The organism is Colwellia meonggei (assembly GCF_057537295.1).
In genome coordinates, this window is sequence record NZ_BAAJLZ010000004.1 from 119681 (window position 1) to 137888 (window position 18208).

10 protein-coding genes are annotated in these 18208 nt (G+C 39.2%); 7 read left to right on the forward strand and 3 right to left on the reverse strand.

The window, feature by feature from the left end:
- Positions 1-5 precede the first annotated feature (5 nt).
- The 6 genes from AC27E9_RS11410 to AC27E9_RS11435 all read left to right on the forward strand — a co-directional run bounded on the left by AC27E9_RS11410 (position 6) and on the right by AC27E9_RS11435 (position 12768).
- Positions 6-836: a LytR/AlgR family response regulator transcription factor gene (locus tag AC27E9_RS11410; protein ID WP_487130266.1), complete on the forward strand. Its 831-nt coding sequence runs from the start codon at positions 6-8 to the stop codon at positions 834-836.
- A 262-nt stretch (positions 837-1098) separates the two neighbouring features.
- On the forward strand, positions 1099-4269 hold the full coding sequence (locus AC27E9_RS11415) for a family 16 glycosylhydrolase (RefSeq protein WP_487130268.1): 3171 nt from the start codon (positions 1099-1101) through the stop codon (positions 4267-4269).
- Positions 4270-4358: 89 nt separating this feature from the next.
- Positions 4359-7361 carry a TonB-dependent receptor gene (locus AC27E9_RS11420; RefSeq protein ID WP_487130269.1) on the forward strand — a complete coding sequence of 1001 codons (3003 nt, stop codon included), beginning with the start codon at positions 4359-4361 and terminating at the stop codon, positions 7359-7361.
- 169 nt (positions 7362-7530) lie between these two features.
- Positions 7531-8802 carry a sugar MFS transporter gene (locus tag AC27E9_RS11425; RefSeq protein ID WP_487130271.1) on the forward strand — a complete coding sequence of 424 codons (1272 nt, stop codon included), beginning with the start codon at positions 7531-7533 and terminating at the stop codon, positions 8800-8802.
- Positions 8802-11384 carry a glycoside hydrolase family 3 protein gene (locus tag AC27E9_RS11430; RefSeq protein WP_487130272.1) on the forward strand — a complete coding sequence of 861 codons (2583 nt, stop codon included), beginning with the start codon at positions 8802-8804 and terminating at the stop codon, positions 11382-11384. The genes AC27E9_RS11425 and AC27E9_RS11430 overlap by 1 nt, the downstream gene beginning before the upstream one ends.
- Positions 11385-11946: 562 nt before the next feature.
- On the forward strand, positions 11947-12768 hold the full coding sequence (locus AC27E9_RS11435; protein WP_487130274.1) for a M90 family metallopeptidase: 822 nt from the start codon (positions 11947-11949) through the stop codon (positions 12766-12768).
- 255 nt (positions 12769-13023) lie between these two features.
- Here the strand turns inward: AC27E9_RS11435 and katG are convergent, their stop codons facing one another.
- A complete protein-coding gene (gene katG, locus AC27E9_RS11440) occupies positions 13024-15246 on the reverse strand; it encodes a catalase/peroxidase HPI (RefSeq protein ID WP_487130276.1) in 2223 nt (740 codons plus the stop codon).
- Between the two features lie 299 nt (positions 15247-15545).
- Here katG and AC27E9_RS11445 point away from each other — a divergent pair, with 299 nt between their 5' ends.
- Positions 15546-16448, forward strand: a complete 903-nt coding sequence (locus AC27E9_RS11445) for a LysR substrate-binding domain-containing protein (RefSeq protein WP_487130278.1) — start codon at positions 15546-15548, stop codon at positions 16446-16448.
- Between the two features lie 273 nt (positions 16449-16721).
- Here AC27E9_RS11445 and AC27E9_RS11450 read toward each other — a convergent pair whose 3' ends face one another.
- Together AC27E9_RS11450 and AC27E9_RS11455 are read right to left on the reverse strand one after the other, a co-directional pair.
- The gene (locus AC27E9_RS11450; protein ID WP_487130280.1) at positions 16722-17330 is read right to left on the reverse strand and encodes a TetR/AcrR family transcriptional regulator; all 609 of its coding nucleotides are present in this window, start codon (positions 17328-17330) and stop codon (positions 16722-16724) included.
- A complete protein-coding gene (locus AC27E9_RS11455) occupies positions 17330-18193 on the reverse strand; it encodes an alpha/beta hydrolase (RefSeq protein WP_487130282.1) in 864 nt (287 codons plus the stop codon). The genes AC27E9_RS11450 and AC27E9_RS11455 overlap by 1 nt, the downstream gene beginning before the upstream one ends.
- Positions 18194-18208: the final 15 nt, after the last annotated feature.

Below are 18208 nucleotides of genomic sequence, written 5' to 3' on the forward strand. Positions count from 1 at the left end.
GATAAATGATTAATAAACCACTGACAGCCTTAATTGTTGATGATGAACCTCTAGCCCTAGAAGGTTTGCGTTTAAGGTTAGAGAAAATTCCTGAAATAGAAGTGATTGCCGAGGCGAGTGATGGTGACCAAGCTATACAGTTATGCCAAACCTTATCGCCTGACGTGTTATTTTTAGACTTACGGTTACCAGGGCTTAATGGCATTGAAGTGGTACAAGCATTGCAATCTGATATTCTTCCTATGGTGGTTTTTGTCAGCGCTTATGGTGAATATGCCTTAGATGCATTTGAATTAAACGCCATTGATTATGTTATGAAACCGGCAAACTTGGGGCGTTTACAAAAAACAGTAGAACGTATTTTACAACGAGTTGAGCCTGTCGATTCCGGTAAAGAAAAATTTAAGCTATTACGCGCGCTCGGCGAAAGTTCCGGTATTGCTATCTCTGAACTTGAAGATTGGCTTGAATCTGACTTACCACTACCGAGTCCTTTTATTCAGGAATTAGTGATTAAAAACAATGACAATGAAAAAGTATTTTTGCCAATAAAAGATATCAGATGGATTGACGCGGCCGGTGACTACATGTGTGTTCATACTCATGATGAAACACATATAGTACGAATTACCATGAAAAAACTAGAGAGCCAGTTAGATCCAAAAATATTTTCTCGTATTCATAAATCCACGCTAGTTAACATTCATTGTATTAAGAGTATTAAACCATTACGAAACAGTGAAAGCATTCTTGAATTGGGTGATGAAGTACAGTTAAAAGTGAGTCGAAACTTCAGTTCAGATATTCAAAAAATTGTTGAAGCGAAGCAAATTTAACCACTTGTCGTATTATTAACTCGCCTTATCTTGTTATTTCATTAAAAACCGCCAATACCGCATCTAGCACCCACCATAGCGCATTTCAATTGTAACTATTTGTAATTTAAACCAGTATTATTTCAGGGGGTAGTCTGTCGTTTTAGTAAATATTTCGATATGGCTACTAAACTATAGTGCTCAATAAACTCGTATTAAATAATATTAAAATCAAAGCGTTTTGTTAGCACATTAAAATAGTTGGGTAACTGGAACATAAATTATGATAAAAGCTGCAAAGAATATTACACAGTTAATTGCGTTGCTTTCCACAGCAACTTTAATAGGTTGTGGTGGTGGTAGTGTAGAAACTGAAACAAAAGTTGATGCCGTAGATCCACAACTGCCGGTGACTGACTGGCAACTGGTGTGGAGTGATGAATTTGACGGTTCTTCTATTGATGCTAACAAATGGACGCATGAAGTTAATTGTGATGGCGGAGGTAACCAAGAAGAGCAATGTTATACCGACTCACCAGAGAACTCTTTTGTTGCCGATGGCATGTTGAATATTGTTGCCTTACCTGCAGCGGAGGGCTCTGCTAAACCTTATACATCTGCCCGTCTTAATACTAAAGGCAGCCAAAGTTGGACTTATGGTCGTTTTGAAATGCGTGCAAAATTACCTGCGGGGCAGGGTGCATGGCCGGCTTTTTGGATGTTACCTACCGATGAAGTGTATGGTGGTTGGCCGCGATCTGGTGAAATCGATATTATTGAGGCGGTTAACTTAAAAGCTGGCACCAATGAAGGTGGTAGCGAAGCTAATGTTTATGGCACTTTACATTATGGTAAAGAATGGCCAGATAATAGTTTCTCAGGGCAATCATACTTATTACCTGACGATATTAACCCCGCTGATGATTTCCATACGTATGCAATAGAGTGGCAAGAAGGAGAGATTCGTTGGTACGTTGATGATTACTTGTATGCTACACAGCGTAAATCGACTGTACGTTATAACAGCAAAGACGAAGCCGTTGGTTTATCTCATCGTGGTTGGTTTACAGAGAACTTCAATATTGTTTCGGGTGAGCTTGAAACGCAATGGGAAAATGCTCCTTTTGATCAACGATTCCATTTATTGTTAAATTTTGCTGTTGGAGGTAATTGGCCTGCATCAGTAAATGATACTGGTATTGATGCTAGTGCTTTTGAAAATGGTAACTCTTATATTGTTGATTATGTGCGTGTGTATCAATGTCAGCAAGATACCTTAACAGGTAGAGGCTGTGAAACTGTTCGCCCAGGATACGATAGTTTTGATGATGCTATGGTTGAAGGTAAAGCGCCAATTCCATCGCCGCCATCTACTGGTATCCCTCAAAACTTAACAATTTTCTCTGGCACTATTAATCCAAATTGGCCAGCGTGGGACTGTTGTGGTGGTTCAACTCCGGGCATAGTTAATGATGCTGAAAAAGGCGACGTAGTTGAATTTGTTGTTGGTGCGGAACCAACAGTAATGGGCTTTATTTCTCGAGAAGCTTTTATTGATGATCCAGCAGGACAACCATCTCCATTTGATGCTTCACCATTAATTGACACAGGCACATTAAAGTTTGACATGAAAGTTGTCACCGCGCCAAGCAACGCTGATTCAACTTGGTTAATAAAAGTTGAAAGTCAAGAAGGCACCACTGCGGTAGAAATGCCTTTAACTAATAGTACAGAAGGTGCTGCGCCCGAAACAGGTACTTGGCAAACACATACTTTTCCTTTGAAAACACTAGCTGATGCGGGCTTAGATTTAAGTGCTATTGATGTTGTTATGATTTTCCCTGCATGGGGAACGGGTGAAGGCGCGGTTTATCAGGTTACTAACTTAACTATTGCAGGTGATGCAGTTGCTTCGCCACAGGTGACCATATTTGAAGATGCAGAAAATGCAAGTTGGCCTATGTGGGATTGCTGTGGTGGCTCAACACCTACAGTAGAAACAGATGATGCTGAACACGGTGCAGTAGCGCAATTTAGTATAGGCGCTGACCCTACTGTGATGGGCTTTATTTCTCGAGAAGGCAATACCGATTCGCCTGCGCCATTTGATGCGACAGGGATCTTAGCCAATGGTGTTGTGCAATTTGATATGAAAGTTGTCACTATGCCAAACGATGCTAGCGCGACTTGGTTATTCAAAATTGAAGCGGATAATGCCGAAACAGCGGTTGAGTTACCGTTATCAGACAGTGTTGAAGGTGTGGTGCCAGTAGTCGACCAATGGCAAACATATACATTCAATTTAGCCGATTTAGCCAATGCTGGTTTAGACGCGAGTGCTATCGACGTATTGATGATATTCCCAGCATGGGGCACAGGTGAAGGCGCTGTTTATCGTGTTGATAACGTTAAAATGTATGATCCCAATGCTTCTACAGACTTTAATGGTCATGTGCTATTTGCTGACGATGTGAAAGAGCAATGGAGCATTTGGGATTGTTGTGGTGGTTCGACGCCGACCTTAGAAAATGATGATACTGAGCATGGCATGACGGCAGAATTTGTTATTGGTGCTGCACCGACCGTGATGGGCTTATTAGCTGATGATGATGTTTATTTAGATGCATCAAGCTTGTTAAGCACTGGCGTTATCCAGTTTGAAATGAAAGTGATAAATGCGCCAAACGATGCTAGTGCGGTATGGAAATTCAAAATTGAAGCAGGTGATACTGCGTCTGCTGTTGAACTAGATCTAACAGCAAGTCAGGAAGGTGTTGCGCCAGTTGTTGGTCAATGGCAAACCTATACTTATTCGCTTGAAAGCTTATTTGATGCTGGGTTAGACCTAAGTTCTATCGACGTTGTTATGGTTTTCCCAGCGTGGGGAACAGGAGAAGGTGCTGTATATCGCCTTGATAATGTGATGATCTTTGATCCAAGCAGCGTACCAGCTCCGCAAGGTTTAACCTTATACGACAATGCACAAAATGCCGAATGGCCGATTTGGGATTGCTGTGCTGGTTCAACTCCCACCGAAGAAGAAGATGATGCTGACCACGGTATGGTTGCAGAGTTTGTTATTGGCGCCTCACCAACGGTAATGGGCTTCTTAGCCAATGACGGTGTTTATTTCGATGCAAGTTCATTATTACAAAATGGTGTAGTGAAATTTGATATGAAAGTTGTTAGTGCGCCAAATGATGCTGGTTCAGTATGGAAATTTAAAATTGAATCAGGTGATACAGCAAGTGCGGTTGAATTGGATTTAACCGCTAGCCAAGAAGGCGCTGCACCAGTTGTTGGCGAGTGGCAAACCTACACTTATACACTTTTAGACCTATTTGATGCTGGCTTAGATGTTAGTGAAATTGATGTGATTATGGTTTTCCCTGCTTGGGGAACGGGTGATGGAGCAGTTTATCGACTTGATAATGTCGCAATAACTGCACCATAGCACGTAATTCAAAAACCTAATTTAAAAATGTGCGGCTGACTTTAAGTAGCCGCCATAAATAAAACTAAATTTAACTAAGTAGGGTTAACATGAAACATTTAACATTCTCAAAAAAACATTTAGCTGTTTGTATTTCAGCAATTATTGCGACAGGTTTTAGCCAACAAGTTTTAGCCGCTGAAGAAGAAGCTGCACTAACAGATAATGATGAAAATATTGAAGTTATTGAAGTAAAGGGCATTCGAGGTTCATTAGTTAGGTCAATGAACATTAAACGCGATATGTCAGGTGTGGTTGATGCCATTTCTGCTGAAGAAATGGGGAAGTTTCCTGATACAAACTTAGCTGAATCATTACAGCGTATTACTGGGGTTTCCGTAAGTCGCAGTAACGGTGAAGGTAGCCAGATTACGGTACGTGGTTTCGGTCCTGAATTTAACTTGGTAACCTTAAATGGTCGGCAAATGGCTGGAACGGGTTTTACTCGCTCGTTTAATTTTGAAAACTTATCATCTGAAGGTGTTAGTTCTCTCGAAATTATGAAAACTGCACGTGCTGAGGTTCCTACCGGAGGCTTAGGGGCAACAGTAAATATTGTTACGGCTAAACCTTTTCAAAACCCAGGTGAAAAGTTCTCTTTTATGGCAAAAGGGATTCATGATAGCTCTGTTGAAGATGGCGATGATGTTACACCTGAAATAGCCGGTATTTATAGCAATACCTTTGATGATGATCGTTTTGGCGTTTCAGCAAATTTCTCTTATCACCGAAGAGATTTTCAACGTCAAGCTGCTAATGTTCGTTCATGGTTAGTGAACCCATCGCTAAGTGTTGACCCAGAAAATATTATAGATAATCGACCTGTTGATGCAGAAGGAAATGTCGCTAAGCAGTTTTTTGATCCAACTGCTGGCGAAAACGGTGAATATGTTTCTGCTTCTTTCTTTCCACAAGAGATAAGCTACGCTAGAGAGGATATTCAACGTGAGCGCACCAATGCACAAGTTACCTTTCAATTTGCTGCGACAGATGATTTAATTTTTACTGTAGATCACACTGTATCTAATGCCGTTACTGGCAATAATTCCCTTTCTTGGGGCATGTGGAATGGTTCATTCGGAGGTAATGCCAATTCTTATGAATTGGATGAAAATGGCACGGCTGTTTATTATAACTCTGCTGGCGACGATGGCTCGTTTACTTCCTTTCGTGAGACCAATGAAGTTGATTCGAAAGCGACTGGTATTAACATTGAGTGGTTTGCCAGCGATAATTTAAGCTTCACCTTTGACGCTCATACCTCTAAAACAACCACTGATAATGGTAAAGACAAAGGCTTAGGTGCTAATGCTCGGGTCATATTGGGCTCTGCTGACTTGTCTACCAAAGAGTATTTCTTTACCGAGGGCGATATTCCCGGCTTTAACATTAACTGGAATAATGGCACTCAAGAAATTAACCCGAACCAAATTGGTTCTAACTTTAGTATTTTTACTCGTACGCCCGGTGAATCGGAAGTTTCACAAGTACAGCTAGACGGAAAACTATTATTAGATACTGATTTTGGTCTGGAAACCGTTAAATTTGGTACCGCCTACACTAAACAAACATTAAGTGGCTGGGGTGGTTCAAATAATGCAAATGCACCAGGGTTTAATAACGGTACTTTTGCTGAGATATTCCCAGACGGTATGTTTGAAAGAGTTGATTTAAGTGACTTTCTTGATCAGTTCTCTTTTGGCTCTGGTGGTGTTTCTCCTGGCTATGCCTACACTTTTAATCTTGATGAAGCATTCACAAGACAAGCCTTATTTTTGACGGAAGATGTGGTTGGTAGTGATGTTTATCAAATAGGTAGTTTTGATGATTTCCCTGTTAATGAAGTCGAAGAAGAAACTATTAGTTTGTACGTTTCTACTGATTGGCTCTTTGAAGTTAGTGGTTACGATGTACAGGTTAATCTTGGTGTACGTTATGAAGAAACTGATATTGTTAGTCCCGCTAAAAGTCGGGTAGCTGAACTTGTTTATTGGGCTGGTGGCTCTGAGTGGATCACTCAGTTTGCCAGTGGTGGCGAGTTAGTTGAAGTCGATTATGAAGGGAATTATGATTTATTCCTTCCAATGTTAGATATCAAGGTTGATCTCAGTGATGATTTAGTTGCAAGAGCGTCTTGGGGTCAAACTATCACTAGGCCTACATTAGGCGATATGCTTGGAAACCTTAGCTTAACATCATCTCCAAAACTTAACTCGAGAAGTGGTAGTCGCGGTAACCCTAATTTGCAGCCATTTAAGTCGACTAATATTGATTTAACTCTTGAATATTACTACGACGAAGCTAGCTATGCCGCGATTGGGTTATTTTGGAAAGATGTAGACGACTGGATTGATAATGCTGAAGTTAAAACAACATTTGATGGTCTTCATGATGTTTATTTAGGCCAGCGTTGGAATGACGCAGTTGCTGCTATTGAAGGACGTGGTGAACAAGCGACAGACTCAGCAATATACAATGAAATTGTTGCCAATGGCGTAGGTATTGGCGAGAACAACCGCGTGTTACCAGACGCAGCAACTGATCCTCTTATCGAATGGACCATAAGCTCTCCAGAGAATGTTGGCTCACGTAAAGTCAATGGTATTGAGATTGCTATTCAACACTTATTTGGTGAGTCTGGCTTTGGCGCCGGGTTTAATGCCACTTTTGTTGATGGTGATGTTGAATATGATAACTATGTACTTGCGTCTCAAGCTGTGTTGTCAGGCTTAAGTGATTCAGCAAACTTACAAGGCTTCTATGAGAAAGATGGTTTATCAGTAAAAATTACCGGTGCATGGCGTGATGAGTACCTGATTGGCCAAGGTTTACCTGATGCTGCTGGTTCTCCTCCACAATATGCCGAAGAGTACTTGCAATGGGATCTAAGTGTTAACTATGAACTTAATGACAATATGACGGTATTTTTTGAAGGTGTGAATTTAACCAACGAAACTGAACGCTCATTTAGCCGTTTTGAAAGTCAGTTCTTAAGCGCCGCGCAATACGGCCCAAGATATGCTCTTGGCTTTAGATACACTATGGATAACTAAGTGCAACTGACATAAAGCGACTAATTAAAGTCGGTAATGTTTGATTTTAGATACTTGTAAACCGCACTTATTAAACATTATAAGTGTACTTCTTACATCGATATTGCTGTGAGCGAGCTTATATTCGTGTGCAGCAAATATCGATACTTCTCGATATAGGAATTTTATTATGGCTGGGAATTCGGTCATTTTAGAGCAAGAACAACGCGTAACTAATGCTGTTTCGCCTAGTCAAAACCGTTTTGCTCTGATCTCATTAACAACATTGTTTTTTATGTGGGGCTTTATTACCTGCCTAAATGACATTCTTATTCCTCATTTAAAAGCAATATTTGACTTAACATACACACAGTCAATGTTGGTGCAGTTTTGCTTTTTTGGTGCTTACTTTTTGGTTTCATTACCAGCAGGGCAGCTAGTGAAAAAAGTTGGCTATCAAAAAGGAATTGTAGCTGGACTTGTTGTTGCAGCTTTTGGCTGTTTGATGTTTTATCCTGCTGCGTCAATGCACAGCTACCCGATGTTTTTATCGGCTCTATTTGTGTTGGCTAGCGGTATCACTATTTTACAGGTTTCTGCAAACCCTTATGTAACGCTACTTGGGCCAAAAGAGTCAGCATCGTCGCGCTTAACTATGACTCAAGCCTTTAACTCTTTAGGTACAACGGTTGCTCCTTATTTAGGTGCTTTGTTTATTCTTAATGAAGCGGCACACTCAATGTCAGCGCCTTCTGCTGATTCTGTCAAAGTTCCTTATTTGATACTTACTGCTGCGTTACTTTTACTTGCGGCAATTTTTGCTTGGCTAAAGCTTCCTCATATTAGTAGCGCCGAGACCTCTTCTGATGAGGTGGTATCAGGCTCTGCATGGCAGTATCGTCATTTAGTTTTAGGGGCCGTTGGTATATTTGTTTATGTGGGCGCTGAAGTATCAATTGGTAGTTTTCTTATTAACTTTTTTGGTGAAGCTAACATTGCTTCTTTAGAAGAATCTGAAGCAGCCAAGTATCTCACATATTATTGGGCTGGAGCTATGGTTGGACGATTCATTGGTGCAGCAGTTATGCAAAAAGTATCTGCTACTAAGGTTCTTAGTTTTAATGCCTTTTTTGCTGTTCTTTTAGTATCTGTAGCCATTTTAACCAGTGGCAGTATGGCGATGTGGGCGATACTTTTAGTTGGCTTATGTAATTCGATAATGTTTCCAACTATTTTTAGCTTAGCGCTAAATGGTTTAGATAAACATACGAGTCAAGGGGCTGGAATTTTATGTCTGGCTATTGTTGGCGGTGCTATTGTGCCGTTAATTCAAGGTGTGCTGGCTGATGTTGTTGGTGTGCAATTATCATTTGTTATTCCTGTTCTCTGCTATAGCTATATCGTTTATTACGGTTTGAGCGGTGCTACGCCTGTTTTGACAAATAATCAGGAGCAAAGATAATGAATAAGTTAACTTGCCTGATGTTTTCAACACTAACTTTACTGGTTACTCAAGGTTGTAATACCGCGATTAAAGAGTCGGATAAAGATAACGAAACTAGTACTAAATTAGTAAATAATAATTTGTCGATTTGGCCAGAAATAGTGTCTGACGTTAACACTGATACGGCCCTTGAACGCCAAGTTCAACGCTTGTTATCTACAATGACTTTAGAACAGAAAGTCGCACAAATGATTCAGCCTGAAATTCGTGATATTACACCTGAAGATATGCGCAAATATGGCTTTGGCTCTTATCTTAATGGTGGTGGTGCATTTCCAAACAATAATAAGCACTCAACACCGCAAGACTGGATTGCCTTAGCCGAAGAGATGTATCAAGCATCTATTGATGATTCAATTGATGGTTCAACAATTCCAACCATGTGGGGCACGGACGCCGTCCACGGTCATAATAATGTTATTGGTGCGACGCTATTTCCACATAATATCGGTTTAGGTGCTGCTAATAATCCTGAGTTAGTGGAGAAAATAGCTCAAATTACCGCGACCGAAGTCATGGTTACAGGTATTGACTGGGTATTCGCGCCAACGGTGGCAACGGTTCGAGATGATCGCTGGGGCAGGACTTATGAAGGTTACTCTGAAGATCCTGATATTGTTAAAGATTATGCTGCGGCTGTTGTTAAAGGTTTGCAAGGTCATGCTGGAGATGACTTTTTAGATGATGACAGGGTGATCAGCACTGTTAAGCATTTCATTGGTGATGGCGGTACGATTGATGGGGACGACCAAGGTAATAATATAGCCTCGGAGCAAGCACTGTTTGATCTTCATGCCCAAGGGTATGTTGGCGGGTTAACTGCAGGCGCTCAGTCCGTAATGGCGTCATTCAATAGTTGGCATGGCGACAAAATTCACGGTAATCGTTACTTACTAACAGATGTTTTGAAAAATAAAATGGGTTTTGATGGTTTTGTTGTTGGTGATTGGAATGGTCATGGGCAAATTATTGGCTGTACTAATGAAAGTTGCCCACAAGCTGCCAATGCTGGCTTAGATATTTTTATGGTGCCAACGGATGCTTGGAAGCCTTTAATGGAAAACACCATTATTCAGGTTAATCAAGGCATCATTCCGTTATCGCGTATTGACGATGCAGTGACTCGCATTCTACGAGTTAAATTACGTGCCGGACTTTTCAGTAAACCGAGCCCTAAAGACCGAATTTTCTCAGGAAAGACCGAACTTATAGGTAGTGAGCAACACCGCGAAGTTGCAAGGCAAGCCGTAAGAGAGTCATTGGTATTGTTAAAGAATAAAAACAATATTTTACCTCTAGCACCAAAATTAGATGTATTAGTCGCTGGTGATGCTGCCAATAACATTGGTAAGCAATCTGGTGGCTGGAGTATCACCTGGCAAGGAACAAATAATAGTAACAATGATTTTCCAGGTGGCTCCTCTATTTATGATGGTATTGCGGCACAAGTAACGGCCGCTGGTGGTAATGTTAGTTTAAGTGAAGATGGTAGTTTTTCGCAAAAACCAGATGTCGCCATCGTTGTTTTTGGTGAAGAACCCTATGCCGAGGGTCATGGCGACAAAGATAATCTCGCCTATCAACGCGGGACAAAGACTGACTTAGCATTATTGAAAAAATTGAAGAGCCAAGGCGTTACAGTGGTTAGTATTTTTATCAGTGGCAGACCTATGTGGGTAAATGCTGAGCTTAATGCCAGTGATGCTTTCGTTGCTGCTTGGTTACCCGGCTCTGAAGGGAAAGCGGTGGCAGATGTACTTTTTAAAGATAAAGAAGATAATATTCCATTTGATTTTAAAGGGAAGTTATCTTTCTCATGGCCAAAAACGGCAAACCAAATTGTCAATCGATTTGACAAAAAATACGATCCATTACTGCCTTACGGTTATGGCTTAAGTTATGTATCTAATGAAAGCGCAGCCCCCAAATTATTGCCGGATAATCTTCCTGAGCATATCGAGAGTGATGAAGCTAGGGTAAAAAATACCGAAGTATTTACTGGTAAAGTTAAGAAGCCTTGGCGGATGTTTTTAACTTCTAACACGCAACATTCCGAATTACTTTCAAATAGTGGTGTGTTACCCGGGGTTGGTTACCGTACGATTGATAAAAATGTACAAGAAGACGCTTTTCGTCTTGAAACTTATGGCAGCGCTAAAGCAGGAATCGAGTTTGCGAGTAGCTTTAGAGAAGATTTATCTTTTGAGCTGGAACAAAACTCTGCATTAGTGATGACAGTAAAACGTGATAGCGACATTCAAGATGCGATGATGATCGCTATGAGTTGTGAATCTGAAGGTGATGTTGCTGGTAGTTGCTGGGCAGAAGTTAATATTCAGCAGCAATTAAGCGCTATTCCTAAAGGAGAGTGGCGGGAAATTGCTATTGATTTGCAATGCTTTGCAAAAAATGGTGTTCAGTTAGATAAAATTGTTTCACCGTTTGCTCTTAGCACCCATGGTGCAATAAAGTTGTCAATTAGCGATATTCGTTTTATGCCTAATGTATTTACCGAAAATAATAAATGCATTAAAGAATAAACGTTTTTAGCTAAACACTGTTTATTTAATTAAAAAAGCCAGCGATTATTTGCTGGCTTTTTATTTTAGTGATAATTATTAAAAATAGTTCTTACCAATAAATAATTATAATGGAGTTAAATCACCATATATCGCTCTATGATTACGAATAGCAAGCTTTTTGCTAATACCCAGTCTTATTGTTGTGTTTAATCCAAATAACACGGCTTATAACGGTACTATTTCACGAGTAAAGTAATTTGAATTCAGTATTAAATAACTCATCTTAAATAACGGATAACGATCAAATAAAAGAAGGTAGGCAGAATATTTAAGGCAAAAAAAAGCGTTCACTTAAAAAGTAAACGCATTATAAATAAACATGAAACACTAAGGGAAATAAAGCCTCTCGTATACTAAGAGTCGTGAAGTTTTAATTAGTTCAAATTGTTTTTTTATTTTGTTAATTAAGTAGATTTGATTGTAATTGGTTAACGTAATATTTTGTCCATGACTTGATATTTCACTTTTGCGTACGCACTTCTTTAAATAAGCTTAAAGAAACTAGGGTGCTTTATACGTTATGCTATCTTACTTCCTACCAATATTTATTGGTGTGATATTAATTGTCTATTTGGCTGGAAAACCTTATTGGCAAAGCTATAAACGCTCAATGATCAAACGTAAACCTTTTAAAAAATCGTGGCGTAAAATTATTCAGCAACGTATGCCATATTTTCGTATTATGCCAGCAGATTTGCAGCTACAGTTAAAACAACATATTCAAGTATTCTTGGCGGAAAAAGAGTTTGTTGGTTGCAATGGTGTCGTTATAACAGATGAAATTAAAATAACTATTGCTGCGCAAGCATGTTTACTGCTTCTTAACCGAGAAACTAATTACTACCCGAAATTAAAAACCATATTGGTATATCCAAGAGCGTTTGTTAAAGAGCAACAAAATAGAAATGCAGACGGTGTACAGTTTTCTCAAAAAGTTGTTTTAGCGGGTGAGTCATGGGACTTTGGTAAAGTTGTTTTGTCGTGGCAGGACACTCTAGATGGAGCACAAATTCCTAATGATGGCCGTAATGTTGTTATTCATGAGTTTGCTCATCAACTTGATCAAGAGAATGGCCCAGCTAATGGAGCACCAATTCTCGATAAACAACAAAGTTATCAATGTTGGTCAGAAGTTTTTTCGGCGCAGTTTGCAATTTTACAACAACAAGCACAAACAGGCTCGCCATCTTTGTTTGATTATTATGGTGCAACAAATCCTGCTGAGTTTTTTGCTGTCGCCAGCGAAGTATTCTTTGAGCAATCTCAACAGCTAGCGAGAGAATATCCGAAACTTTACCGACAATTAACCCAGTACTACACCATTGATCCATTACATTGGTGATAGTTTTTGATGCTAAGGTTAGTTATTTTGAGTGAGAGTCGGCAATAAAATAGGCAAAAAAAAGCGTTTACTTTAAAAGTAAACGCATTATAAAAACATGAAACACTAAGGGAAATAAAAGCCTCTCATATAGTATGAACAAGGAATTAACATAAAGTTCCTTAACCATGTATTTATTTATCGATTAAGTAAGGCTATTTATTCATTACTCCTTTCTTTTTAATCTAGAGTAGCTCTAAATTCATTAGCTAGAGCTTATTTTAAGTCAAACCTATCAAGCTGCATTACTTTCACCCAAGCCTTAACAAAGTCATTGATGAATTTGTCGTTAGCATCATTAGAGGCGTAAACTTCGGCAATAGCACGCAATTCAGAGCTAGAGCCAAAAATTAAATCAACCGGAGTTGCTTGCCATTTCATTTTTCCAGAATGACGATCAATACCTTGGTAAAGCCCTGGTTGTGAACTGTCTTTCTGCCAGGTTGTTGACATGTCTAGTAAGTTAATAAAAAAGTCATTACTTAACACGCCAGGGGTTTCGGTAAATATACCTAAAGATGAACCATCATAGTTGGCATTTAATGCTCGCATACCGCCAATGAGTACGGTCATTTCTGGCACATTTAAACCTAAGGTATTCGCCTTATCAACTAACATTTCTGCCGGCGACATATAACTGTCATTGCTGTAGAAATTTCTAAAGCCATCGGCTGTAGGTTGTAAATAATTAAATGACTTGATATCGGTCTGCGCTTGAGTTGCATCAGCACGACCAGGTGCGAATGGCACATTGATATTATAGCCAGCCTTTTTAGCAGAGCTTTCAATCGCTGTTGCGCCAGCAAGAACGATAACGTCAGCAAGAGATACCTTATTATTTGCTGATTTTCGGTTGAACTGTTCCTGAATATTTTTTAGCGTTGAGAGTACTTTCTTTAACTTTTTAGGATTATTTACTGTCCAACTATTTTGTGGGGCGAGGTTAATACGCGCGCCATTAGCACCACCACGCATATCTGTAACTCGATGGCTTGATGCTGCTGCCCATGCAACTTTAACAAGTTCGGCATTTGATATCCCTGAACTAATGATTTGCTTTTTAAGTTTATTAATATCGCGTTCATTAATTAGTGAGTAATCTACTGCTGGAATTGGGTCTTGCCACAATAAAACTTCTGCTGGTATTTCTGAGCCTACATATCGTGCCCGTGGCCCCATATCGCGGTGGGTTAATTTAAACCAAGCTTTAGCAAATGCTGTATCGAATTCTCTAGGATCTGCTCTGAAACGTTGAACTATTTTTAAAAACTCGGCATCTTCTTTTAGTGCCAAGTCAGTGGTAAACATAATAGGTGCATGACGTTTATTTGGAATGTGGGCATCGGGTACTAAATTTGCCGCAGCTTTATCTTTAGGTATCCACTGAATTGCGCCAGCAGGGCTTGTTGTGATAATCCAATCGAAATTCATTAAGTTATCTAAATAGTTAGAAGACCATTGTGTTGGTGTTGTAGTCCAAGCTCCTTCTAAACCACTGCTAGTGGTGTCAGCACCAACGCCTGTTCCACATTTGTTTTTCCAACCTAAGCCTTGTTGTTCAATGTCAGCTACAGCAGGCTCGGCTTCAACACATTGTTCTGGTTTTTTAGCGCCGTGGGCTTTACCTAAAGTATGTCCACCGGCAATAAGCGCGACAATTTCTTCATCATTCATCGCCATACGGCCAAATGACATTCTAATATCTTTTGCTGCTAAAAGAGGATCAGGCTTACCATGTGGGCCAACAGGGTTGACATAAATTAAGCCCATTTCAACAGCAGCCAGTGGCCCTTTGAGTTTGCCTTTTTTGTCTCGGCGCTTATCATCAAGCATGGCTGTTTCGGGTCCCCAATATACTAAGTCGGGTTCCCAATCATCGCTTCTGCCGCCGGCAAAGCCAAAGGTTTTAAAGCCCATAGATTCTAAGGCTACATTGCCGGAAAGTACCATTAAATCAGCCCATGATATTTTGCGACCATATTTTTGTTTCACCGGCCAGAGTAAGCGACGTGCCTTATCTAAATTAACATTATCTGGCCAACTATTAAGTGGATCAAAACGTTGTTGCCCACCTGATGCGCCGCCTCGACCATCGTTTACACGATAAACGCCAGCACTATGCCATGCCATACGGATCATTAACGGACCATAATGTCCCCAGTCAGCTGGCCACCATGATTTTGAATCAGTAAGAGTTACTTCAATATCTTTTTTGAGTTGTTGTAAATCGACCGTGGCAAATTCTTTGGCATAGTTAAAGTTTTCACCGTAAGGGTTTGATTCTGCGCCGTGTTGGCGCAAAGGACTTAAGTTGAGTTGTTCAGGCCACCAGAATTGGTTGGTTTTTGCTTCACCTACAGCGAAAGCTGAAGTTGATAAGGTCATTGATGAAATGGCTACACCTATTGCTGTGGCAAGCGGTAGTGTTTTTTTTAACATGTTATTCCCCAGTAGTAACACTGACTTATTCGTTGATGATAAGCCCTAGTTATTCAAGCGTAGAACTGGTGAGTTAGTTTTTATAATTGATTGATTGAAAGATATTATTCTGTTTTTTTAATGATGATTTAATTTTCTTTATAAACAGATGTTTATGATTTTATTGTGACGATTTGACATAAAGAGCAGTTAACCTAGGCTGGTATAATCAAATAAACTAATTAAACTGGCTTTTATGTTCACTAATAACTATGGACAGAGCTTTGTCCGTAGTTTATTTTGTATAGGTAGCTATATTTATGATTTCATTGAAGCAACTCCATTATGCTTTAGCTGTTGAAAAAACGTTGCACTTTAAAAAAGCAGCAGACGCATGTCATGTGTCACAATCAGCATTAAGTACAGCAATAATTGAGCTGGAGAAGCAGCTTGGTACGACAATATTTGAGCGTAATAACAAGCAAGTGTTAATTACTAGCCAAGGTCAGCTTATTTTAAATAAAGCGAAAACGGTTAAGTTAGAGCTAGATGGCTTAATGCAGATATCGCAATCCGATAACCAACCATTTAGCAATGCTATGACACTTGGAGTGATTCCAACCATTGGTCCATACCTGTTGCCAAAAGTATTACCTGAAGTGAGAAAACGCTTTCCTGAGTTTAAAATGAAAATTATTGAAGAGCAGTCTCACGTGCTGGTTGATATGGTCAGAAATGGTGAAATAGATGCCGCTATTTTAGCATTACCTTATCCAATTGAGGGCTTAATGAGTTTTGATTTTTGGCAAGAGGACTTTTACTGGGTTAGCCATAAAGATGAATGCCCAAGCCAACTCAAAGAAATCACCAGTGAAGAGCTTGAGATTGAAAAGTTGATGTTATTGAAAGATGGTCATTGTTTAAAAGATCACGCCTTAGCGGCTTGTAGTTTGCAAAATGACAAACAAGATTCTGATTTTGACTCAGCAAGTTTACATACACTTATTCAAATGGTTGCAGGTAAGCTTGGTACAACATTGGTGCCTCAAATGGCTTTAGATCAGTTAATTTATAATGAGTCAGAAATTAGGGCTGTGCATTTAAACGAACCTGGCCCGCATCGAACAATTGCTTTAATTATCCGCCCTAATTATGTTCGCACCAATGAACTGACTACCTTAAAAGAAATATTTACTGAGCAGTTAAACGCAAAGTGTTGTTAGATTTTTAATCTGTTTTTTAGGATAACTTTATTAATTTTATTAAATTTACTGAATTACCAACTTAGATAATAATAACTCTATCGATAATGACTTAAACGAAATAAGGAATAAAGTGATGAAAAACATAATTAAATATATAAAAGCGTTAGTTACTTTTACAACAAATAGCGATAACGCGAATAAACAACATTCAATAGAATGTAATTATGCCGATAATTATTATGGCGATCAGAAGTGTCAAATTAGCTAATTAATTTGTACTCATTAGAGCTATTAAGGTTGTGAGGATATTTGGTATTGCTTTAATAACCTGACGATACTGCTTTTAAACATAGTATTAGGGGTATTGATTGCAACACTATGTTGGGTAATAGCGTGGCCTAAATACAAACTATAAAGCTCGTAAGCAACAGCAACACTATCTGTATTTTCTTTGAGTCTTCCGTGCTCAATACAACGATTAATACGATGTGTTAAATAGTCGATTAAGCGATTTTGCTGGCTAACGGTAAAGGTACGAACTTTAGAGTCTGGACGGTTTTGAAATTCAACAACAGCTTTAATAAATGGGCAGCTGACTTGGTGCTCGGTAAACATTTCTCGAACCCAGTCAGCCCAATTTTCAAGTAACGCAATAACATGATCTAACGGATCTTCACGCCAAGCAGGTTGAATCACACGTTTTTTAAATAACTCTTCACCATATTCTAATATTGCAATTTGCATGTCTTCTTTATTTTCAAAATGAGAAATAACGCCCGTCCGAGACATATTGCAAAGTTTAGATATAGTACCTATGGTAATATCTGCTAGACCATATTGACTGCTATGTATGATGCTTTGCTTTAAAATTTCATTACGGGTGCGTTCGCCTTTATTCATTAAGAAGCTAAAACCTGACTAATATTTTCAATTACCTTAGTATCACCTAAAATTTTTCTATGACCAAGTCCTTCAGTGGTAATTAAGGTGTTTTTTTCTTGATTTAAAAAATGCTTAACGTCGTCAAATGGAGCAAATCTGTCATTGCGATCATGGATGAAAGTAACATTTAAATCTAATTTTTCTCTATGATGCTCTGCTGTTAATTGTTGCCAATTTTTACCGTATTTATAGCTGATGCTTTCTAATACACGTTTCAATAACTTCCGCGAAATTCCTACTTGTTCTACCTTTTGAAACATAAGCTCAAAGAATTTTATCGGTGATGAAATCAGTATGATTTTTTTATTGCTTAGCAGGCTATAAGGTAAGTTAAGGGTGGCAATCGCCCCCATTGAGTGGCCAATAATTGCTTGTACCGGCGTTCTTTCTTCATTGAAATGTTCTACGAGCAAATTCATTGTTTCGATAAAACTTAATAAGTGAGATTTCTTCCCTGTGGATTTGCCATGACCAATATGATCAATTGCGGCAACAAGATATCCCTGCTCAGTTAGCGACAAAATCATATGTTGAAAACTTTGGCTATTGTCTTCCCAACCATGGCTAACAACTATCACGTTATTGCCAGAGCCGAATATATTGACATGCACAATGCCTAACGAAGTTAGTATGTTTAGCTCGTTATCAGGCTGAATTAACTCACTATTATATGAACGTCGCCCATAAGGGCGCATTAATATTTTCTGGCCCAAGAATGCACTTAATCGTGGTGTGAGCATGCTAAAAGCGCTGGTGAGCCCACGTCCTATTGTTGCTAAACCAAACTTATTAGCGCTGTTGTTAAAATAGCTAAATTTCATGTTATCAATCCATTA